18 protein-coding genes and 1 pseudogene are annotated in these 17791 nt (G+C 69.3%); 13 read left to right on the top strand and 6 right to left on the bottom strand.

The genetic code is table 11. The features are described from left to right. Window positions 1-498 precede the first annotated feature (498 nt). The 4 genes and pseudogenes from AC156L_RS02765 to AC156L_RS02750 all read right to left on the bottom strand — a co-directional run. Window positions 499-719 (bottom strand): annotated as a pseudogene (locus AC156L_RS02765) (transposase); the annotation flags it as partial. 544 nt (window positions 720-1263) lie between these two features. Next, a complete protein-coding gene (locus AC156L_RS02760; RefSeq protein ID WP_330876572.1) occupies window positions 1264-1623 on the bottom strand; it encodes an ArsR/SmtB family transcription factor in 360 nt (119 codons plus the stop codon). 86 nt (window positions 1624-1709) lie between these two features. Next, complete coding sequence (locus AC156L_RS02755) at window positions 1710-2654, bottom strand: acyl-ACP desaturase (RefSeq protein ID WP_330876556.1); 945 nt, start codon at window positions 2652-2654, stop codon at window positions 1710-1712. Between the two features lie 16 nt (window positions 2655-2670). Continuing rightward, window positions 2671-3330 (bottom strand): hypothetical protein, encoded by a 660-nt coding sequence (locus tag AC156L_RS02750; RefSeq protein ID WP_330876557.1) that lies wholly within the window; start codon window positions 3328-3330, stop codon window positions 2671-2673. A gap of 583 nt (window positions 3331-3913) precedes the next feature. Between AC156L_RS02750 and AC156L_RS02745 the strand changes: the two genes are divergently transcribed. The 6 genes from AC156L_RS02745 (at window position 3914) to AC156L_RS02720 (ending at window position 9506) form a co-directional block, all read left to right on the top strand. Beyond that, window positions 3914-5017: an ABC transporter substrate-binding protein gene (locus AC156L_RS02745; protein ID WP_330876558.1), complete on the top strand. Its 1104-nt coding sequence runs from the start codon at window positions 3914-3916 to the stop codon at window positions 5015-5017. A gap of 3 nt (window positions 5018-5020) precedes the next feature. Continuing rightward, on the top strand, window positions 5021-5938 hold the full coding sequence (locus AC156L_RS02740) for an ABC transporter permease (protein WP_330876559.1): 918 nt from the start codon (window positions 5021-5023) through the stop codon (window positions 5936-5938). Then, window positions 5935-6729, top strand: coding sequence for an ABC transporter permease (locus AC156L_RS02735; RefSeq protein ID WP_330876560.1), 795 nt, complete (start codon window positions 5935-5937; stop codon window positions 6727-6729). The genes AC156L_RS02740 and AC156L_RS02735 overlap by 4 nt, the downstream gene beginning before the upstream one ends. A 16-nt stretch (window positions 6730-6745) precedes the next feature. Continuing rightward, window positions 6746-7801, top strand: a complete 1056-nt coding sequence (locus tag AC156L_RS02730) for an ABC transporter ATP-binding protein (protein WP_330876561.1) — start codon at window positions 6746-6748, stop codon at window positions 7799-7801. Window positions 7802-7975: 174 nt separating this feature from the next. After that, entirely contained in the window at window positions 7976-9127 is a 1152-nt protein-coding gene (locus tag AC156L_RS02725) for a low temperature requirement protein A (protein WP_330876562.1), read from the top strand. Further along, window positions 9117-9506, top strand: coding sequence for a VOC family protein (locus AC156L_RS02720; RefSeq protein WP_330876563.1), 390 nt, complete (start codon window positions 9117-9119; stop codon window positions 9504-9506). Before AC156L_RS02725 ends, AC156L_RS02720 begins: the two co-directional genes overlap by 11 nt. Window positions 9507-9722: 216 nt before the next feature. Here the strand turns inward: AC156L_RS02720 and AC156L_RS02715 are convergent, their stop codons facing one another. Next, complete coding sequence (locus AC156L_RS02715; protein ID WP_414719902.1) at window positions 9723-11141, bottom strand: LVIVD repeat-containing protein; 1419 nt, start codon at window positions 11139-11141, stop codon at window positions 9723-9725. Window positions 11142-11353: 212 nt separating this feature from the next. Here AC156L_RS02715 and AC156L_RS02710 point away from each other — a divergent pair, with 212 nt between their 5' ends. Continuing rightward, window positions 11354-11983 carry a DUF305 domain-containing protein gene (locus tag AC156L_RS02710; protein WP_330876564.1) on the top strand — a complete coding sequence of 210 codons (630 nt, stop codon included), beginning with the start codon at window positions 11354-11356 and terminating at the stop codon, window positions 11981-11983. On the opposite strand, the gene AC156L_RS02705 is transcribed toward AC156L_RS02710, so the two are convergent. Further along, window positions 11980-12297 carry an antibiotic biosynthesis monooxygenase family protein gene (locus tag AC156L_RS02705; RefSeq protein ID WP_330876565.1) on the bottom strand — a complete coding sequence of 106 codons (318 nt, stop codon included), beginning with the start codon at window positions 12295-12297 and terminating at the stop codon, window positions 11980-11982. The genes AC156L_RS02710 and AC156L_RS02705 overlap by 4 nt on opposite strands. A gap of 82 nt (window positions 12298-12379) precedes the next feature. Between AC156L_RS02705 and AC156L_RS02700 the strand changes: the two genes are divergently transcribed. The 6 genes from AC156L_RS02700 to AC156L_RS02675 all read left to right on the top strand — a co-directional run bounded on the left by AC156L_RS02700 (window position 12380) and on the right by AC156L_RS02675 (window position 17618). Beyond that, on the top strand, window positions 12380-13009 hold the full coding sequence (locus AC156L_RS02700) for a TetR/AcrR family transcriptional regulator (protein ID WP_330876566.1): 630 nt from the start codon (window positions 12380-12382) through the stop codon (window positions 13007-13009). Between the two features lie 199 nt (window positions 13010-13208). Then, on the top strand, window positions 13209-14096 hold the full coding sequence (locus tag AC156L_RS02695; RefSeq protein ID WP_330876567.1) for a bile acid:sodium symporter family protein: 888 nt from the start codon (window positions 13209-13211) through the stop codon (window positions 14094-14096). Between the two features lie 58 nt (window positions 14097-14154). Then, window positions 14155-15057 (top strand): ABC transporter ATP-binding protein, encoded by a 903-nt coding sequence (locus AC156L_RS02690; protein WP_330876568.1) that lies wholly within the window; start codon window positions 14155-14157, stop codon window positions 15055-15057. A 10-nt stretch (window positions 15058-15067) separates the two neighbouring features. Continuing rightward, window positions 15068-15793 (top strand): ABC transporter permease, encoded by a 726-nt coding sequence (locus AC156L_RS02685; RefSeq protein WP_330876569.1) that lies wholly within the window; start codon window positions 15068-15070, stop codon window positions 15791-15793. A gap of 2 nt (window positions 15794-15795) precedes the next feature. Next, window positions 15796-17004: a sensor histidine kinase gene (locus AC156L_RS02680; protein WP_330876570.1), complete on the top strand. Its 1209-nt coding sequence runs from the start codon at window positions 15796-15798 to the stop codon at window positions 17002-17004. Then, the gene (locus tag AC156L_RS02675) at window positions 17001-17618 is read left to right on the top strand and encodes a response regulator transcription factor (protein WP_330876571.1); all 618 of its coding nucleotides are present in this window, start codon (window positions 17001-17003) and stop codon (window positions 17616-17618) included. The genes AC156L_RS02680 and AC156L_RS02675 overlap by 4 nt, the downstream gene beginning before the upstream one ends. The last annotated feature ends 173 nt before the right edge of the window (window positions 17619-17791 follow it).

Here is a 17791-nt window from a genome sequence, read left to right as displayed (position 1 = left end):
TTCAAGCACCCCAGCCGCCGATCACCCCCCTACATCGGCGACATCACCTATCTACCGATCACCGACGGCACCTTCGCCTGTCTCGCGATCGTGATGGACCTGCGCTCACGCCGCCTGGTCGGCTGGGCCATCCCCGAGCACATGCGCACTGAACTGGTCCTAAACGCCCCTGACCGCCGCCCGGCGCACGCGGGGCCTGGTCAGGGCGGTGTTCCACAACGCCCACGGGGTCTCAGCACAGCTCCTGGCGTCCGCCGACGCCTGCCAGGCCGCCGGGGTGGCCCGATCCATGGACGCGATCGGCAGCTTCGCGGCCAACGCCGCCGTCGAAAGCCTCAACGCACGACTGGCTGTGTTCGGCTGCTACACCACTCCTACCTCGGAAGGATGTGTCCGATCGACAACGAGAAATGCCTGGCTCCACCACCGGCTACACGTGACTCACGCCGCACAACCCGTGGTAGCTGTCAAGCCGCAGCAGCGTCATGCCAGGCAGATCAGAGCGGCGACCGCGCCCAGGAAGAACACACGTTTCAGCTTGCGGTTGCCGGTCCGAGCGGGGTGCTGGTGCTGCGGGTGACCGGGGCGATTCCGACGTAGGCGGCCAGGTGTCCGGATGAGGCGAATTCGGAGGCGTTGCCGATCTCCAGCAGGACCCTGGCAAGAGGGTGTGCATCAAGGATCTCGGCGATGACGAACGGTTGCGGGCGTCGATTTTGGCCTGACCGGAGTAGAAGTCGGCGCACGGCCTGGCCGGGCAGGTAGGCCACCCGGTGACCGGCCGCGCGGGCGACCGGTCACCACCACCAGTAGTGGCCCGTGCGCGGCGAGTATGTCGAACAATGCTCTCAGCGTGGCTCGTCGTGCGGCCGTTTCCCAATGGGGTCCAAGCCTGCGGCGTGGTGTTCGACCTTGCCGACGTCCAGGCCGAGGAACACGCCATCATCGCCGGTCAGCCGTTATGCCGTTCGTTCATCGCGGTGGGCGTCGACGGCCGGCACCCACGCTACGACGAGACCTGCCCGTTGGTGGCCGTGTCCCTGTTCAGCGGTCCGACGATGCCACCAGGTCCGACGGACACCACTCCCGGATCATGCGTGCGACCGGGGGCGTCAGTCATGCCGGACCCGAGCCCTCAAACCCTGCCCGGCCGACCCGGCGTGCGATCCAGTCACGGCGGCCCTGCCGAAACCAGCCGCCCCACTACGACACCGGCTAACCACCACGACACCGGACCCCCGCAGGAGGCCCAGATGACCGGCCCTACCGCTCCCCGTCCCCCACGGCTTCCTCACGGAGCCGTCGCTCCCGCTTCCCCCGCGCCAGCTCCGTCCCGAGCGCGTCCAACCGCTGCCCCCAGAACCGCCGGAAGTGGTCCAGCCACACGTCGACCTCCCGCAGCGGCTCGGCGTCGACGGTGTAGAGCCGTCGCGTGCCCTCGGCGCGGACGGTGGCGAAGCCGTTCTCGCGGAGCACCCGCAGGTGCTGGGAGACGGCGGGCTGGGAGATGCCGAACTCCTGCTGGATGACGGCGACGACGGCGCCGGAGGTCTGCTCGCCGGTGGCGAGCAGTTCCAGGATGCGGCGGCGGACGGGGTCGCCCAGGACGTCGAACGCGTGCACAGGGCGACTGTCCATCCTCCGCTTATATAAGTCAATGCCGGTGCCTGGCCGTGCGTACCCACGGCCAGGGCTGCTCACCGAATCGGTTACTCGGCGGCCTTCGCGGCACGGGCGCGGCGGCGTTCGCGCATTTCGACGAACTTGTTCGCCTTGCCGTTGAGCACGGTCAGGAACTCGGCCAGTTCGTCGCGGGCCTTCTCGCCCTCGCCGCCGAGGTTGGTGCGTTCGAACACCTTCCAGAAGCGGAGGATGGGCATGATGACCTCGTCGTGGTGGAGGCGGAGGTCGTAGATGCCCGCGTTGGCGATGGTGGCCGAGCTGCGGAGGAAGTCCGAGATCCCGGCACCGGGCATCTGGAAGTTGATGACCTCGTCGCGGACCGCCTGCATGGTGTGGTCCGGCTGGACCTCGAACGCGGCGGTGACCAGGTTGCGGTAGAAGACCATGTGCAGGTTCTCGTCCGTGGCGATGCGGGCGAGGAGCTGGTCGGCCAGCGGGCAGTTGGTCGCGCGGCCCGTGTTGCGGTGGGAGATGCGGGTCGCGAGCTCCTGGAACGACACGTACACGATGTTGCGGATCGCGGACTCGGTCTGGCCCTCGAAGCCGACCGACATGTGTTCCATGCGCTTGCGCTCGAGCTCGACGGGGTCGACGCCGCGGGTGACGACCAGGTAGTCGCGCAGCGCGATGCCGTGCCGGGCCTCCTCCGCGGTCCAGCGGTGCATCCAGGTCGCCCAGGCGCCGTCCTTGCCGAACGACGACGAGATGACGCGGTGGTAGGAGGGCAGGTTGTCCTCGGTCAGGAGGTTGATGATCATCGCCGTCTTGGCGGTGGGGTCGAGCCGGGAGTCCTCCGGGTGCCAGTCCTCGCCCCCGAGGAACGCGAAGTCGCGGCCCTCGCTCCACGGGACGTAGTCGTGCGGCATCCACTCCTTGGCGATCGACAAGTGGCGGTCGAGGTTGACCTCCACGATCGGTTCCAGCTCGCGCAGCAGATCCGTATCGCGGCGGTGGCTATCGCCAACCGTCACACCGATCACCCCGTTCTCAGTTCTGGTGGTGGGTCAAGTCGTTTTCCTCTCTGAGCCTACGTGGCCTAGTGGAGGAAGCCGATTGCCGAGGTGTGACTTTCCAGCGGCGCCACACGGGGTAGGCGGTGACGACCAGGAGTGACAGTGCCGGTATGCCCCGGAAGAGGAGGTGGTCGACCAGTGGAATCGTCACGCAGATGCCTGTCACCCATCCGGGTGCGGCCGGGAACTTGCCTGGTGGGGTCCATGGTGTGCGCTTGCCGGGCTTGGCGACGGACAGCCACGCCTGCACCGCCAGCGCGCTCGCCATCAGCAGCGATCCGACGCGCGTCAGGGTCGGATTCCCGTTCTCGCCCAGGTCGAGGTTGGGGCTCAGGACGAAGATGCCCGCGTAGAGCTGGGTCAGGGTGATCACGAATTTGAACAGAACCCACCAGTGTCGGAAATAGCCCCAGGGGGTCAGCGCCGCGAGCATGAATCCGGTGAACGCGGATGTCGTCGCCATGAAGCGGAGCACGTCCGTGTCGATCACCTTGGCCACTTCGAACGCGCCCGTCCGGGATGTCCCGTTCGTCTCGAGCGCGTAGGTGGTCAACGCGAACAGGGCGAGCGCCTGGCTCATCCACCCGACCGAGCTGAGGACGTGCAGCCACACGAGCAGCTTCCGCTGTGCCACGGGGACCTCCATAGGTAGGCGTGCGACATATAGTACGCCTACCTATGGCCCGGCGGGGCCGCCGAGGGGGGCGCGGTTTCGGTGCCGCGTTTCGCGAACGGCCCTGGAACGGTCCAGGAATCGCCCGTAAATGCTCGCCGAATTCCCCCTCCGGCCGGATGTTCGGCCCAATTCCACGCACCGGTGCGACATTGGGTCGTTTCGGTCGCCGCCCCGGTCCGCCCGCCAGGGCCGTTCGAGGCGTCGTTCGGTCTCCCGAACGCACGGTGGATCGCGGTGCGAAAGTGCGGTCCCCGGCGCCGATGCGGGCCAACGGGCCTGCACAGGGGCGGTTCGGCGCGCACTTCGGCCTGCGGCATAACGTCGTCGGGTTAACCCTTGGTACACGTGGTCACCACGAGGAATTCGCCTTGTCATTCGAATTGGTATCAGTACGCGCGGCGAGCTTGACAAGGCTGCTCAATGTGACCAATCCTCGCGCCAACTGACACGTTTCGGGGTATCGGACTCGCGGGCGAGCACCGCACGCGGGCACTCCCGACGAGGAAGGTTCGATTCGTTGACTCCCACCCCAGTTCTGCGCTTGCTCGGCGTCGGAGCGTTGGCCATCGCGCTCGCCGCCTGCGGGGCACCGCCCGCCAAGGAAAGCTCGTCGAGCGGCACCGCCGCGGCGACGGCCAAGTCCGCCGCCGACTTCGGCGGACTGGACAAGCTCGTGGAGGCGGCCAAGAAGGAGGGCACGCTGAACGTCATCGCGCTGCCCCCGGACTGGGCGAACTACGGCGTGATGCTCAAGACGTTCGAGGAGAAGTACGGCATCAAGATCGACTCGGCGCAGCCGGACGGCTCCAGCGCCGACGAGATCAAGGCCGCCCAGCAGCTCAAGGGCGGTGACCGCGCGCCGGACGTGTTCGACCTCGGGCTGAACGTGGCCGTGGCGAACAAGACCATGTTCGCGCCGTACAAGGTGGCCACGTGGGAGGAGATCCCGGCCGAGCTGAAGGACGGCGAGGGCCTGTACTACGGCGACTACGGCGGCTTCATGTCGATCGGCTACGACGCGGGCAAGGTGCCCGCGCCGACCAAGGTCGAGGACCTGCTCAAACCCGAGTACGCGGGCAAGGTCGCGCTGAACGGCGACCCGACGCAGGCGGGCGCCGCGTTCTCCGGCGTCATGATGGCGGCCCTGGGCAGCGGAGGCTCCGCCGACGACATCGCGCCCGGCGTGGAGTTCTTCAAGAAGCTCAAGGCCGCGGGCAACTTCCTGCCGGTCGACCCGTCGCCCGCGACGATCGAGTCCGGCCAGACGCCCGTCGTCATCGACTGGGACTACACGAACGCCGCGCAGACCGCGAAGCTCGCGGGCAAGGTCGACTGGAAGACCGTCGTCCCGACCGGCGCGCAGATCGGCGCCTACTACAACCAGGCCATCAACGTCGACGCCCCGCACCCGGCCGCCGCGCGCCTGTGGCAGGAGTTCCTGTACTCCGACGAGGGCCAGAACATCTACCTCCAGGGCCTGTCGCGCCCGGTCCGCCTGGAGGCCATGACGAAGTCGGGCAAGGCCGACTCCGCCGCGGCCGCCAAGCTGCCCAAGACCGAGGGCGAGCAGGTGTTCCAGACCCAGGAGCAGGCCGACAAGGCCAAGCAGGTCCTGACCGCCACGTGGGCGCAGGCGGTGGGCTGACCCTTGGTCGCACCCGTCACCACCTCGGCCGGGGGAGGCTCGGCGGAAGCCGCCGCCCCCGGCCGGGGGCCGACCAGGGGCAACGTCCTGGCGTGGCTCGTCGTCGTGCCGTTCCTGGCGTACGTCGGCGTGTTCCTGGTGTACCCGACCGTCCTCGTGCTGGCAGGCGCGTTCCAGGACTCGAACGGTGCCTTCACCCTGGCCAACCTGACCGATCTGATGAAGGGCGTCTACCTCCAGGCGTTCTGGCGCAGCATCGAGCTGTCGGCGCTCACCGCGCTGCTGGGCGCGATCTTCGGCGCGCTGCTGTCGTGGGCCGTCGCGAGCGGCAAGACCGACGGCCTGCTGCGGCGGGTCGTCGTGGCCGCCGCGGGCGTGCTCGCCCAGTTCGGCGGCGTGCCGCTGGCGTTCGCGTTCCTCGCGACCGTCGGCTTCCAGGGCTTCGTCACCCGGTTCCTCCAGGACTCGTTCGGCGTCAACCTGTTCTCCGGCAGCGCGTGGATCTTCGAACTGCCCGGCCTGACGCTCGTGTACACGTTCTTCCAGATCCCGCTGATGGTCATCGTGTTCCTCCCCGCGCTGGACGGCCTCCGTCCCCAGTGGAGGGAGGCCTCGGAGAGCCTCGGCGGCAGCACGTGGACCTACTGGCGCTACGTGGGCGGCCCGATCCTGTTCTCGCCGTTCCTCGGCGCACTGCTGCTGCTGTTCGCGAACGCGTTCTCCGCGTACGCCACGGCCGCCGCGCTGGTGTCGCAGGGCAGCCCGATCGTCCCGCTCCAGATCCGCGGCTTCCTGACCGGCGAGGTCCTGCTGGGCCAGGAGAACCTGGGGAAGGCGCTCGGGCTCGGCATGGTGATCGTGGTCGGCGTCGCGATGGGCCTTTACGCGCTGATCCAGCGGAGGGTGTCGAAGTGGCAGTGACCGCGAAATCCCCGAGGAAGGTCGCGGGCACCGTCCTGCGGGTCCTCGTGCTCGTCGTGCTGGGGTTCTACTTCGTCCTGCCGCTCGTGGCGATGGGGGAGTTCTCCACGCGGGGCGTCAACGACACCCGCAGCCTGGACTCGTGGACCGGCATCTTCGAAGACCCCGACCTGGTCGACTCCATCATCACGTCGGTCGAACTCGCCGTGCTCAGCTCCGTGCTGATGCTCGTGCTGCTCGTCCCGACGATGGCGTGGATCCGGCTGCGGCTGCCGAAGCTGCGCCGCGTGGTCGAGTTCCTGTGCCTGCTGCCGCTGACGATCCCGGCGATCGTGCTGGTGGTCGGCATGGCACCGCTCTACGCGTGGGTGAACTACTTCCTCGGCGACTCGCCGCTGACGCTCACCTTCGTGTACGCGGTGCTGGTGCTGCCGTTCGCCTACCGCGCCATCGACGCGGGCCTCGCGTCGATCGACCTCAAGACCCTCGCGGAGGCCGCGCGCAGCCTCGGCGCGTCCTGGGGCACGGTGCTGTGGCGGATCGTCGTGCCGAACATCCGCACCGCGCTCATCGGCGCGTCGCTGCTGTCCGTGGCACTGGTGCTCGGCGAGTTCACCATCGCCTCGCTGCTGAACTTCGAGACCCTCCAGGTCCAGGTCAACCTGATCGGCAAGCGCAACGCGGGTCTGTCGATCGCCGTGTCGCTGGCCTGCCTGGTGTTCGCGTTCGTGCTGCTGTTCCTGCTCTCCTACGTCGGTCAACGGCGTCGGGTCACCGTCGTCGAGGACTAGAGAAAGACCGGGTTTCATGGGTTACCTAGAGCTCAAGGGCCTCCGGAAGTCCTTCGGGGGTTCGCCCGCGCTCGACGGGCTCGACCTCGACCTGTCCGAGGGCGAACTGGTCAGCCTGCTCGGCCCCAGCGGGTGCGGCAAGACGACCGCGCTGCGCATCGTGGCCGGGTTCGAGACGGCCGACAAGGGGCACGTCGTGGTGGCGGGCAAGGACATCACGTCCGTCCCGGCGAACCGCCGGGACATGGGCATGGTGTTCCAGGCCTACAGCCTGTTCCCGAACATGACGGCGGCGCAGAACATCGAGTTCGGCCTCCGGCTCCGCAAGGCCGGGGCGGGCCGGCGGGCCAAGCGCGTCGACGAGCTGCTGCAACTGGTCGGTCTCGGCGAGTTCGGCGGCCGGTACCCGCACCAGATGTCCGGCGGCCAGCAGCAGCGCGTGGCGCTGGCCCGCGCGCTGGCGATCCAGCCGCGCGTGCTGCTCCTGGACGAGCCGCTGTCGGCGCTGGACGCGAAGGTGCGCGTCCAGCTCCGCGACGAGATCCGCCGCATCCAGACGGAACTCGGCATGACCACCCTGTTCGTGACGCACGACCAGGAGGAGGCGCTCGCCGTCTCCGACCGGGTCGGCGTGATGTCCCAGGGCAGGCTGGAACAGCTCGACACGCCCGCGGTCGTCTACCGGGAGCCCGCGTCCGCGTTCGTCGCGCAGTTCGTCGGCGTGACGAACACCGTGCTGGGCAAGTCGGAGTCCGGCGCGGTGCGGCTGGGCGCGTTCACGCTCCCGACCGACGCCGCGGCCCACCTGTCCGACGGCAGCGACGTCAAGGTCATCGTCCGCCCCGAGGACATCGGGATCGTCGAGCACGGGGGCGAGTCGAACGGTGCCCTGCTGGGCAGCGTGCTCACCCAGAGCTTCCTCGGGCCGGTCACCCGCCTGGTGATCCGGCTCGACGGGGACGAGCAGACCATCCGCGTCGACCAGCCGTCGAACATCGCCGCGGCCTACCCGCCCGGCACCGCCGTGGCGCTGGACCTCACCGCGTCGAGGTTCATGGTGGTGGCCGTGTAGAACGGCCGCCGCTCCGCGGACTCCGGCCCGGCCGCCCTGAGTCGGCACGTCGGCCCCCGGTTCCTCCCGAGTTGGGCCGGGACGAACTCCCCGCCCAACTCGGGAGAAGTGGGAACCGACCTACGGCCACGGCCTCGCGTGGTGGCCGGGGGAGCGGTGATGCATGATCCACCCATGACCGTGCCCTACCGGCGGATGGCCGCTCGTCGGCCTGATGAGGCGCATCGCGCCGCCACTCCGCTCGAACTGCTCTTCGACCTCAGCTTCGTGGTCGCGGTGGCGTCGGCGGCGGCGATGCTGCACCACTCGCTGACCGAGAACCACATCGGCCACGGTCTCGTCGGCTACCTCGCGGTGTTCTTCGCGATCTGGTGGGCCTGGCTGAACTTCACCTGGTTCGCGTCGTCCTACGACACGGACGACGTCGTGTACCGGGTGACGACGCTGGTGCAGATCACCGGCGTGCTCGTGCTGGCCGCGGGTGTGCCGGGGGCGTTCGAGGACGGCGACTTCACCGTCGTCACGATCGGCTACGTCGTCATGCGCCTGGCGATGGTGGGCCAGTGGCTGCGCGCCCGGCACGGCGACCCCGAGCGCCGCGCGACCGCGACCCGCTACGCCATCGGCATCACGGTCGTCCAGCTCGGCTGGGTCGGGCGCCTGTTCCTGCCCGACGGCCTGCTGCCCGCGGCGTTCGTCGTGCTCGCCGTCTGCGAGATGCTGGTGCCCGCTATCGCCGAACGCGCCGCCGGTACCACCTTCCACGTCGGCCACATCGTCGAGCGCTACGGCCTGTTCACCCTCATCGTGCTCGGCGAGTCGATCCTGGCCGCCAGCAACGCGATCCGCGCGGGCCTGGACGCGGGCACCGACGTGCCCGCGCTGGTGTCGCTGGCGTTCGCCGGGCTCGTCATCGTGTTCGGCCTGTGGTGGCTGTACTTCGACCACCCGGCCGAGGACCTGCTGACCTCGCTGCGCAAGTCGCTGACCTGGGGCTACGGCCACTACCTCGTCTTCGCCTCCGCGGCGGCCGTCGGGGCGGGGCTGGAGGTGTCGGTCGACCACGACACCCACGTCACCCACCTGTCCTCGCACGCGGCGGCCATGACGACCACCGTGCCCGTCGCCGTCTACCTGCTCGTGGTGTGGTTCCTCCAGGTCTTCGAGACCTCCCGCGGCACCGCGAAGTGGGCCTTCCCGGTCGGCGCGGCCCTCGTGCTCGCCGCCTCCTTCGGGCCCGCGCCGATCCACGTCACCGCGGTCCTCGTCGCCGTACTGGTGACCGTGGTCGTGACGAGCGAACGGGGACAGCGGCGTGGTGCGTGAACTGAGGCTCGTGGTGACCGCGACCGACTACGAGGAGGCGCTGGCGTTCTACCGGGACGTGCTGGGGCTGCCGCAGCGGGCCGCGTTCAGCTCACCCGGCGGGCGCGTCACGATCCTGGAGGCGGGCCGCGCGACCCTGGAGATCGCCGACCCGCCGCACGCGGCGTACATCGACGACGTCGAGGTGGGGGAGCGGGTCGCCGGGCACGTGCGGGTCGCGTTCCAGGTGGACGACGTCACCGTGGCGACCGGCGACCTGGTCGACGGCGGCGCGACGCTCATCGCCGAACCCACCCGAACGCCGTGGAACTCCCTCAACTCCCGCCTCTCCGCCCCGGCGGGCCTCCAGCTCACGCTGTTCGAGGAGCTGGGCGAGTAGTCGGCCCTGGCGGGCGGCCATCGACTCGGCGCGCCTGGTGCCCACCTCCAGGTCGTGGACCACGCCGCGGTGGACGAGGTCGGCCCGGACCGCCGCCACGCCCGAGCCGGAACCACCGTTCGGGAAGCCCACCCGTGCCGCCACCGCCCCGCGGTACGACTCGGGGCCCGCGTCCGACGTGGACACGGGCCCCGAGCAGGTCATCGCGGTCTCAGGTCACCACTCGCGGTAGGAACCCTGGGTCTGCACGTTGAGCTGGCCGATCCGGACGAACTTCGCGGAGAAGGTCCGCGGGTCCCGGACGTCCAGGACGTCGAGGCCCTTCGCCATGTCCGACGAGTAGATGAACCCGTTGTAGTAGTACGCCGACCAGCTGCCGCCGCCCGAACCGTTGGGCAGCGGGCCGCGCTCGAAGAAGCCGATCTCCTTCGGCTTCGAGGAGTCGGTGAAGTCCCAGATCGACACGCCGCCCTGGTACCAGGACTGCACCATGATGTCGCGGCCCTGGACCGGGATCAGCGAACCGTTGTGGGCCACGCAGTTCTCGGTGTCGCCCTGCATGCGCGGGATCTTGTAGTAGCTCTTGAACTCCAGCGTGCGGTTGTCGCCACGACCCTTGACGTCGTAGATGCCGTTCGCGCCGCGCTTCTGGCCGATCGCCTCGTTGCACGTCGCCGCGCCGCCACCACCGAGCTCGTCGGTGAAGATCACCTTGGTGCCCTCGTTGTTGAAGGTCGCCGAGTGCCAGAACGCGAAGTTCACGTTGTCCTGGACCGTCGTGATCACGCGGGGCTTCTCGCGGTCGGAGATGTCGAACAGCACGCCGTCACCCATGCAGGCACCGGCGGCGAGGTCCTTCGACGGGTAGACCGTGATGTCGTGGCAGCCGCTGGTGGCCGAGACGTAGCCGTCCGCGACCGTGCCGGAGCGGCCGGGGTTGCCGCCGTCCGGGAAGATGAGCGGGGCGGACAGCAGGGAGGCCTTCGCCGGGTCCTTCAGCGGCACCTTCACGATGGAGATCTTGTCGTGGGGCGGCTGGCAGTCCGGGAACGTCGCGTTGGGGGCGTACGACGAGACGTACAGGTAGGCGTTGCGGCCCTTCTTGTCCGGCACCAGCGTGTGGGTGTGCGAGCCGCACGCGGTCTCGACGGCGGCGACGTACTTCGGGTTGCGCTTGTCGCTGATGTCGAAGACCTTGACGCCCTCCCACGAGTCCTTGTTCGTGGCGGACTGGGACACGCTGCTGCACGAGTTGTCCGAGCGCGACGAGTCGGTCGACAGGAACAGCAGGTCGCCCTGGACCGAGATGTCGTTCTGCGAACCGGGGCAGAGGACCTCGCTGACGACCTTCGGCTTCTGAGGGTTGCGGATGTCGTAGATCGTGAAGCCGTTGTAGTTGCCGACGAACGCGTGGTTGTCCTGGAACGCCAGGTCCGTGTAGGTCGACGACGTGAACGGCGTGCCCTTGGGCAGGTTCGCCACGTGCTTGACGTTGCGGCTGCGCACGATCTCGTCGACGGCGGGGATGCCCGCGGCCGGGTTCGCGGGAGCCGAGAGCTGAGTCTCGGACAGGCCGTCCACGTTGTCCTGGTCCGGTTGGGCCAGCGCTTGGGGACCGAACGCCAAGGAGGACACCGCCAGCGCGAATGCCCCCGCGGCCGCGAGCGACGCCCGGCGTCGTCCGGCCGATACGGATGCTGTGAACACAGGTCTCCCCTTCTCAACCTGAAGCAGGGGGGTCAGTATCACCTGTTCGCACCGCTAAAGACCACGTCCGATCGGCGGGTATGGCAAGTTTCCGCGGACTGGGATGGTCGGTAGGTTGGGGGCGGGACGAGGGAGGGCGCATGCGGATGAGGGTCGGGTTGCTGGCGGTCGCACTGGTGCTCGCGGGGTGCACCTCCACGCCCTCCGACGACGCCACGCCCATCATCGCGCCTGGTGCGCCGGGCGAGCAGGCGAAGACGATCTCGCCGGACGACCTCGGCACCGACCGCCTCGTCGCCCCGAACGAGCGCGACCTGACCTACGTCGTGAGCATGATCGGCCACCACCGGCAGGCGCTGGAGATGACGGCGCTGGCTCCGGAACGGGCGTCGAACGAGACGGTGCGCGGCCTCGCCTCCCGCATCCACGACACCCAGGGCCCCGAGATCGGCGCCATGGAGCAGTGGCAGAAGCAGTTCGCCGTGGACGCCGAGCGGCACGGCCACTCCACCGCGCTGCCCCACGTCGACCACGCCACCATGCCCGGCACGGCGAGCGCCGCCGACATGGCCGCGCTGGCCGCGTCGACCGGTCCCGAGTTCGACAGGCTGTTCGCGCGCCTGATGATCGAGCACCACAAGGGCGCCCTGCGCATGGCCCAGGAGGTGCTCGCGGACGGCGTCGACGTCCGCGTCGAGGAGATGGCGTCCGACGTGATCGCCACGCAGACCGACGAGATCACCAGGCTTCAGAACCTCGACCTCCCCTAGGAGGCCTTGAGCACCAGGTCCTCCGAGTGCTCGAACGTCTCCACCGCGTTGCCGGTCACGTGCCGCGCGATGCCCTTGTTGCGCGCGTGCGCCTCCCGGAACGAGTCCGACGCCACCCAGGCCCGGAAATCGGCCTCGCTGTCGAACTCGTTCAGCGACACGTAGGGCTGCTCCGGCGTCGTGGGCCGCAACAACGTGCTCCGCCGCAACCCCGGCACACCGGGCAGGTAGGTCCGCATGTTGGCCCGGAACCTCTCCTCGAACTCCTCCGCGCGCTCCACGGGGACGAACAAGCGGTTGGTGGCGATGAACATGCCGCACCTCCAAGTTCCCGACGCTACGTAGGCAACTATCCCAACGCGGCGTAGGGAAAACAAGAGGGATACCATTCGTTCCGTGCCAAGGATCAGCGCGGACACGGTCGCGGAACACCGCGCCAACCGCTTGCGCGCCCTCCTGGACGCAGGCCGCGACCTGGTGGCGGAAGCAGGCCCGGACGCCCTCACGCTCGCCGCGCTGGCCAGACGGGTAGGCCTCTCCCGCCCCAGCCTCTACGAGTACTTCAAGTCGCGAGAAGAACTGGTGGCGGCCATCGTCACCGACGAACTACCGGAATGGGCCCGCCACCTGGACCGCGCGGTAGCCGCCGCACACGGCACAGCGGCCAAGATCGAGGCCTACCTCCGCACGGAACTGGAAATCATCACCGACGGTCGCCACAGCGCGGTAGTGGCCCTCTCGGCCCACGCACTGCCGGACAACAGCAGAGAACAAATCCGCGCGGAACACGAGCGCCTGCTAACCCCACTGGTGGAAGTCCTGCGAAAAGCGGGAGTGGAAAGCCCGGAACTACAGGCCCTCCTGGTGCACGGCATGGTGGAGGCAGCCTCCCGCACCGTCGCACCAGGACGACCAGCGCACAACGAACACGTGATCACCACCCTCCTCAACCAGGTACTGCACGGCGTACTACCGCAACACCAGCACCAGCAGCAGGCAAAGCAGGCACCACCAAACCCAACCTGACCGGCAACAGCACGCTGGAACCGGCAGCCACCCGGTGACCACGCCCGAACCGGCAGCCACCCCCGGAGACCGAACCGACCCGCAACCGGACCCAACCCCGTCCCACCCTGATCTCAAATCAGACATAACGGTTGACCAGCGCCACCCCGCTTGCGACTGTCACCACCCCGTACCCACCCGGCAGAACTGCGAGTCGACCATGAACTCGGTGCTCGGTTCCGTGCTCCTCCCCGTAGCCCTGGCAGTGGTCATGTTCGGCCTGGGCCTCTCCCTCACCACCGCCGACTTCATCCGGGTGAAGAACCACCCCGGCGCCGTCGTCATCGCCCTCGTCTGCCAGTTGGCCCTCCTCCCGGCCGTCTGCTTCGGCCTGGTCCTCCTCTTCGACCTCCCACCCCTCCTGGCCGTCGGCATGATGCTCCTGGCCGCGTCACCCGGCGGCACCACGGCCAACCTCTTCAGCCACGTCTTCCGCGGCGACGTGGCCCTCAACATCACCCTCACCGCCGTCAACTCGATCCTGGCCGTGGTCACCCTCCCCCTGGTCACCAACCTCGCCATCGACCACTTCGCCCCGCGCGGCGAAGGCCTGGACCTCCAGTTCGACAAGGTCCTCCAGGTGTTCGCCATCGTGCTGATCCCGGTGGTGCTGGGAATGCTGGTGCGCCGCCGGTCACCGGGGTTCGCCGACCGCATGGACCGCCCCGTCCGGATCTTCTCCGTGGTCGTCCTGGCCTCCGTCATCGTCGCGACCGTCGTGTCCGAACGGGAGAACCTCAGCACCTACCTCGCGGCCACGGGCCTGATCGCCCTGGTGTTCTGCGTGATCAGCCTGTCCCTCGGGTACTTCGCCCCGCGCCTGTTCGGGATCGGCCACCGGCAGGCCATCGCCAGCGCGTTCGAGATCGGCGTGCACAACAGCACCCTCGCCATCACGATCGCCATCAGCGTCCTCGACAGCACCGACATCGCCGTCCCGGCGGCCGTCTACGGCGTCGTCATGTTCCCGGTCGCCGCCCTGTTCGGCTGGGTGCTCACCCGGACCCGGTCAGGGGATGCCCCGGAGACCCATCAACCGATCGGTTGACCGCCGGTGTGGCCCGCCGGTCGATTCGCCGGGGGCGCGAGCAGAGCAACCTCAAGGCATGGCGATCATCGAGGTGGTGGACCTCGGCAAGCGGTACGGGCCGACGGTGGCGGTGGACGAGGTGTCGTTCACCGTGGACGAGGGCGAGATCTTCGGGATCCTCGGGCCCAACGGGGCGGGCAAGACGACGACGGTCGAGTGCGTCGAGGGCCTGCGGGTCCCCGATCGCGGCACGATCCGGGTCGACGGTCTCGACCCGCGTCGGGACCGGACCGAACTCCGGCAGCGGATGGGCGTCCAGCTCCAGGAGAGCCAGCTGCCCGAGCGGATCAAGGTCCGGGAAGCCCTCGACCTGTACAGCTCCTTCTACCCCGACCCCGCCGACTGGCGGGAGCTGGTGGTCCGGCTCGGCCTGGAGGACCGGCGCGACGCCGAGTTCGGCACGCTGTCCGGCGGGCAGAAGCAGCGCCTCTCGGTGGCGCTGGCCCTGGTCGGTCGCCCGCGGATCGCGGTGCTGGACGAGCTGACCACGGGCCTCGACCCGCAGGCGCGGCGGGACACCTGGGACCTCATCGAGGGCATCCGCGACTCCGGCGTCACGGTCCTGCTGGTCACCCACTTCATGGAGGAGGCCGAACGCCTCTGCGACCGGCTGGCCGTGATCGACGCGGGCAGGGTCGTCGCGATCGACACGCCCGCCGGGCTGGTGTCACGGGTGGACAGCGAGCAGCGGGTGCGGTTCCGGCCGTCCCGCCCGGTGGACGAGGCGCTGTTCCGCGAACTCGACGAGGTGACGGACGTCCGCCTGCACGGCGGGCGGTTCGTCATCACCGGTCGGGGGAACCTGCTGCACGCCGTCACCTCGGTGCTGGCCCGCAACCAGGTCGTCGCCGCCGAGCTGCGCGTCGACCAAGCCAGCCTGGACGACGCGTTCGTCTCGCTCACCAAGCCGAAGAAGTGACGGGGGAGTCGTGCTCAAACTCGTTCGGGTAGAAGCGAAGCTGTTCCTCCGCGAAGGCGCCTCGGTCATCTTCGCGATCCTGTTCCCGACCGTGCTGCTGCTGGTGCTGGGCGCGATCCCGGCGCTGCGCACCCCCGACCCGATGTTCGGCGGGACCCGGTTCATCGACGGGTACGCGGGCACCCTGGTCGTGATCACGCTGGCCTTCCTCGGCCTCCAGCGCGTCCCCACCACCGTCGCCACCTACCGCGAACGCGGTGTGCTCCGCAGGCTGAGCACCACACCGCTGCACCCCGGCAAGCTCCTGGCCGCACAACTGCTGGTCAACCTCATCGCCGCCGTCGTCGCCGTGCTCCTGGTGGTCGCGGTCGGCAGGCTGGTGTTCGACATCGGCCTGCCGCACCACCTCGTCGGCTTCACGCTGACCGTGCTCCTCGGAGCCGCGTCGCTGTTCTCGTTCGGGCTGGTCATCGCCGCGCTCGCGTCGACGGCCAAGGCCGCGGCGGGCTGGGCGACGGTGGCCTTCATGCTCGTCATGTTCTTCGGCGGCGCGTACCTCCCGCGCTTCCTGCTGCCGGACGCGGTCAACACCGTCGGCCAGTACCTGCCCCCCGGCGTGGCCGCGCTCCAGGACTCGTGGGTCGGCACCGCGCCGTCACCGCCGCACCTGGCGGTCATGGCCGTGATCGCGCTGCTCGCGGGTACCGTCGCGGCCAGGACCTTCCGTTGGGAGTGAGGATGGCCGAGTCCACCCTGGACACGTGGGAGACCAGGCTGGAACGCGTCGGCCACGTCATCCCGTACTTCGTGCTCACGGTGACGACCACCCTGTACCTCCTGCTGTCACCCCACGACACCGGCGCCAAGCTGATCAGCCTCGCGATCGTGGCGGTCTTGTACGCGTGGATGTTCTTCTGGTTCAGCGCGCATCCCGCGTGGCGGTCGCGGCAGGACCTGATGGCCGTGTTCATCGTCGGCCTGCTGGTCCTCTACGGCGTGCTCGGCGTGCGCGAGACGTGGTTCGGCTCGGTGTCGTTCGCGCTCTACGTGTACGCCAGCGAGGTGCTGCGGGTGAAGTGGATGTTCGCCGCCGTCGCGGCCACCGCCGTGCTGGCCACGGTGTCGCTCTTCGGCGGCATCCCGTCCGGCCCCGAGTTCATCGCCTTCCTCATGTTCCTCGCGCTGTTCGTGACCATCGCGTGCACGTTCACCTTCGTCGGGCACGTGACCACCGAGCAGAGCCGCAAGCGCAAGGAGATGGTGTCCCAGCTCGCCGCCACGATGGAGGAGAACGCCGGGCTGCACGCCCAGCTGCTGATCCAGGCCCGCGAGGCCGGGGTGCTCGACGAGCGGCAGCGGATGGCGCGGGAGATCCACGACACCCTGGCCCAGGGGTTCACCGGCATCATCACGCAACTGGAGGCCGCCGAGCAGACCGGCGAGTGGCGGGACCGCGTGGCCACCTCCGTCCGGCTGGCGCGCGAGAACCTCACCGAGGCCCGCCGCTCCGTGCACGCCCTGCGCCCGGCGCAGCTGGTGGACTCGGCGCTGCCCGAGGCGCTGGCCGAGGTCGTGGGCGGGTGGGGCGCCGCGTCCGGGGTCGCCGTCGAGGTGACCACCACCGGCACCGCGCGCCCCATGCACCCCGAGGTGGAGGTGGCGCTGCTGCGCACCGCCCAGGAGGCGCTGGCGAACGTCGCCAAGCACGCCGGGGCGTCACGGGTGGGCCTCACGCTCTCGTACATGGAGGACGTGGTGACGTTGGACGTGAGGGACGACGGGGTCGGGTTCGACCCGGCCGTGGTGGACGGGGAGGGGTTCGGGTTGCTGACCATGAGGCAGCGGGTGTGCCGGTTGGCCGGGGCGTTCGAGGTGGAGTCCGAGGTCGGGGGAGGCACCGCGGTGTCCGCCAGCGTCCCGGCGATCCCGGTGGGGGTCGAGCCGTGATCCGGGTGGTGGTCGTGGACGACCACCCCGTCGTCAGGGACGGGCTGCGCGGGATGTTCTCCGGCGACCCGGACTTCGAGGTGGTCGGGGAGGCCGCCGACGGGGCCGAGGCGGTGACCGTGGTGGAGGCGGTGCGGCCCGACGTGGTGCTGATGGACCTGCGGATGCCGAGGGTGGACGGGGTCACGGCGATCACGCGGCTGCGGGAGGGCGGCAACCCCGCCCGCGTCCTCGTGCTGACCACCTACGACACCGAGAGCGACGTGCTGCCCGCGGTCAGGGCCGGGGCCACTGGCTACCTGCTGAAGGACACGCCCCGCGACGACCTGTTCCGCGCGGTCCGGTCGGCCGCCCGCGGCGAGGCCGTGCTGTCGCCCTCGGTCGCCACGACGTTGCTCGGGCAGGTCAGGGCCCCGGCCACCGACCAGCTGAGCCAGCGGGAGCTGGAGGTGCTCGGCCTGGTGGCGCGGGGGTCCACCAACAAGGAGGCCGCGAAGAAGCTGTTCATCAGCGAGGCGACCGTGAAGACGCACCTGCTCCACGTGTACGCGAAGCTCGGGGTCAAGGACCGGGCCGCCGCGGTCGCCGTGGCCTTCGAGCGGGGGCTCTTCTAGGGCGTTCGCGGGTTGGGTACCCCCCGATTTGTCCCCCGGATCATGAGGGTGTAACTTTCTCCTTGTCACCGCGACACGGACCGGAAACGGGCCGGAGCGGGGGCCACAATCTTCAGAACTGAATGCCTCGCAGGCCGATTTGACAGTCAGAAAAATCGCTTGCTAAGCTTCAA

The sequence above is a fragment of the Umezawaea sp. genome (genome assembly GCF_057122925.1).
The sequence above is the reverse complement of the archived record's forward strand: the minus strand, read 5'-3'. Positions and strand labels throughout refer to the sequence as shown.

What these genes read in the sequence shown, in the direction of transcription:
- AC156L_RS02730 (WP_330876561.1), top strand. Translation starts at nt 6,746, where the DNA reads ATGGGTTACCTAGAGCTCAAGGGCCTCCGGAAGTCCTTCGGGGGTTCG.
- AC156L_RS02725 (WP_330876562.1), top strand. Translation starts at nt 7,976, where the DNA reads ATGACCGTGCCCTACCGGCGGATGGCCGCTCGTCGGCCTGATGAGGCG.
- AC156L_RS02710 (WP_330876564.1), top strand. Translation starts at nt 11,354, where the DNA reads ATGCGGATGAGGGTCGGGTTGCTGGCGGTCGCACTGGTGCTCGCGGGG.
- AC156L_RS02705 (WP_330876565.1), bottom strand. Translation starts at nt 12,297, where the DNA reads ATGTTCATCGCCACCAACCGCTTGTTCGTCCCCGTGGAGCGCGCGGAG.
- AC156L_RS02695 (WP_330876567.1), top strand. Translation starts at nt 13,209, where the DNA reads ATGAACTCGGTGCTCGGTTCCGTGCTCCTCCCCGTAGCCCTGGCAGTG.
- AC156L_RS02690 (WP_330876568.1), top strand. Translation starts at nt 14,155, where the DNA reads ATGGCGATCATCGAGGTGGTGGACCTCGGCAAGCGGTACGGGCCGACG.
- AC156L_RS02680 (WP_330876570.1), top strand. Translation starts at nt 15,796, where the DNA reads ATGGCCGAGTCCACCCTGGACACGTGGGAGACCAGGCTGGAACGCGTC.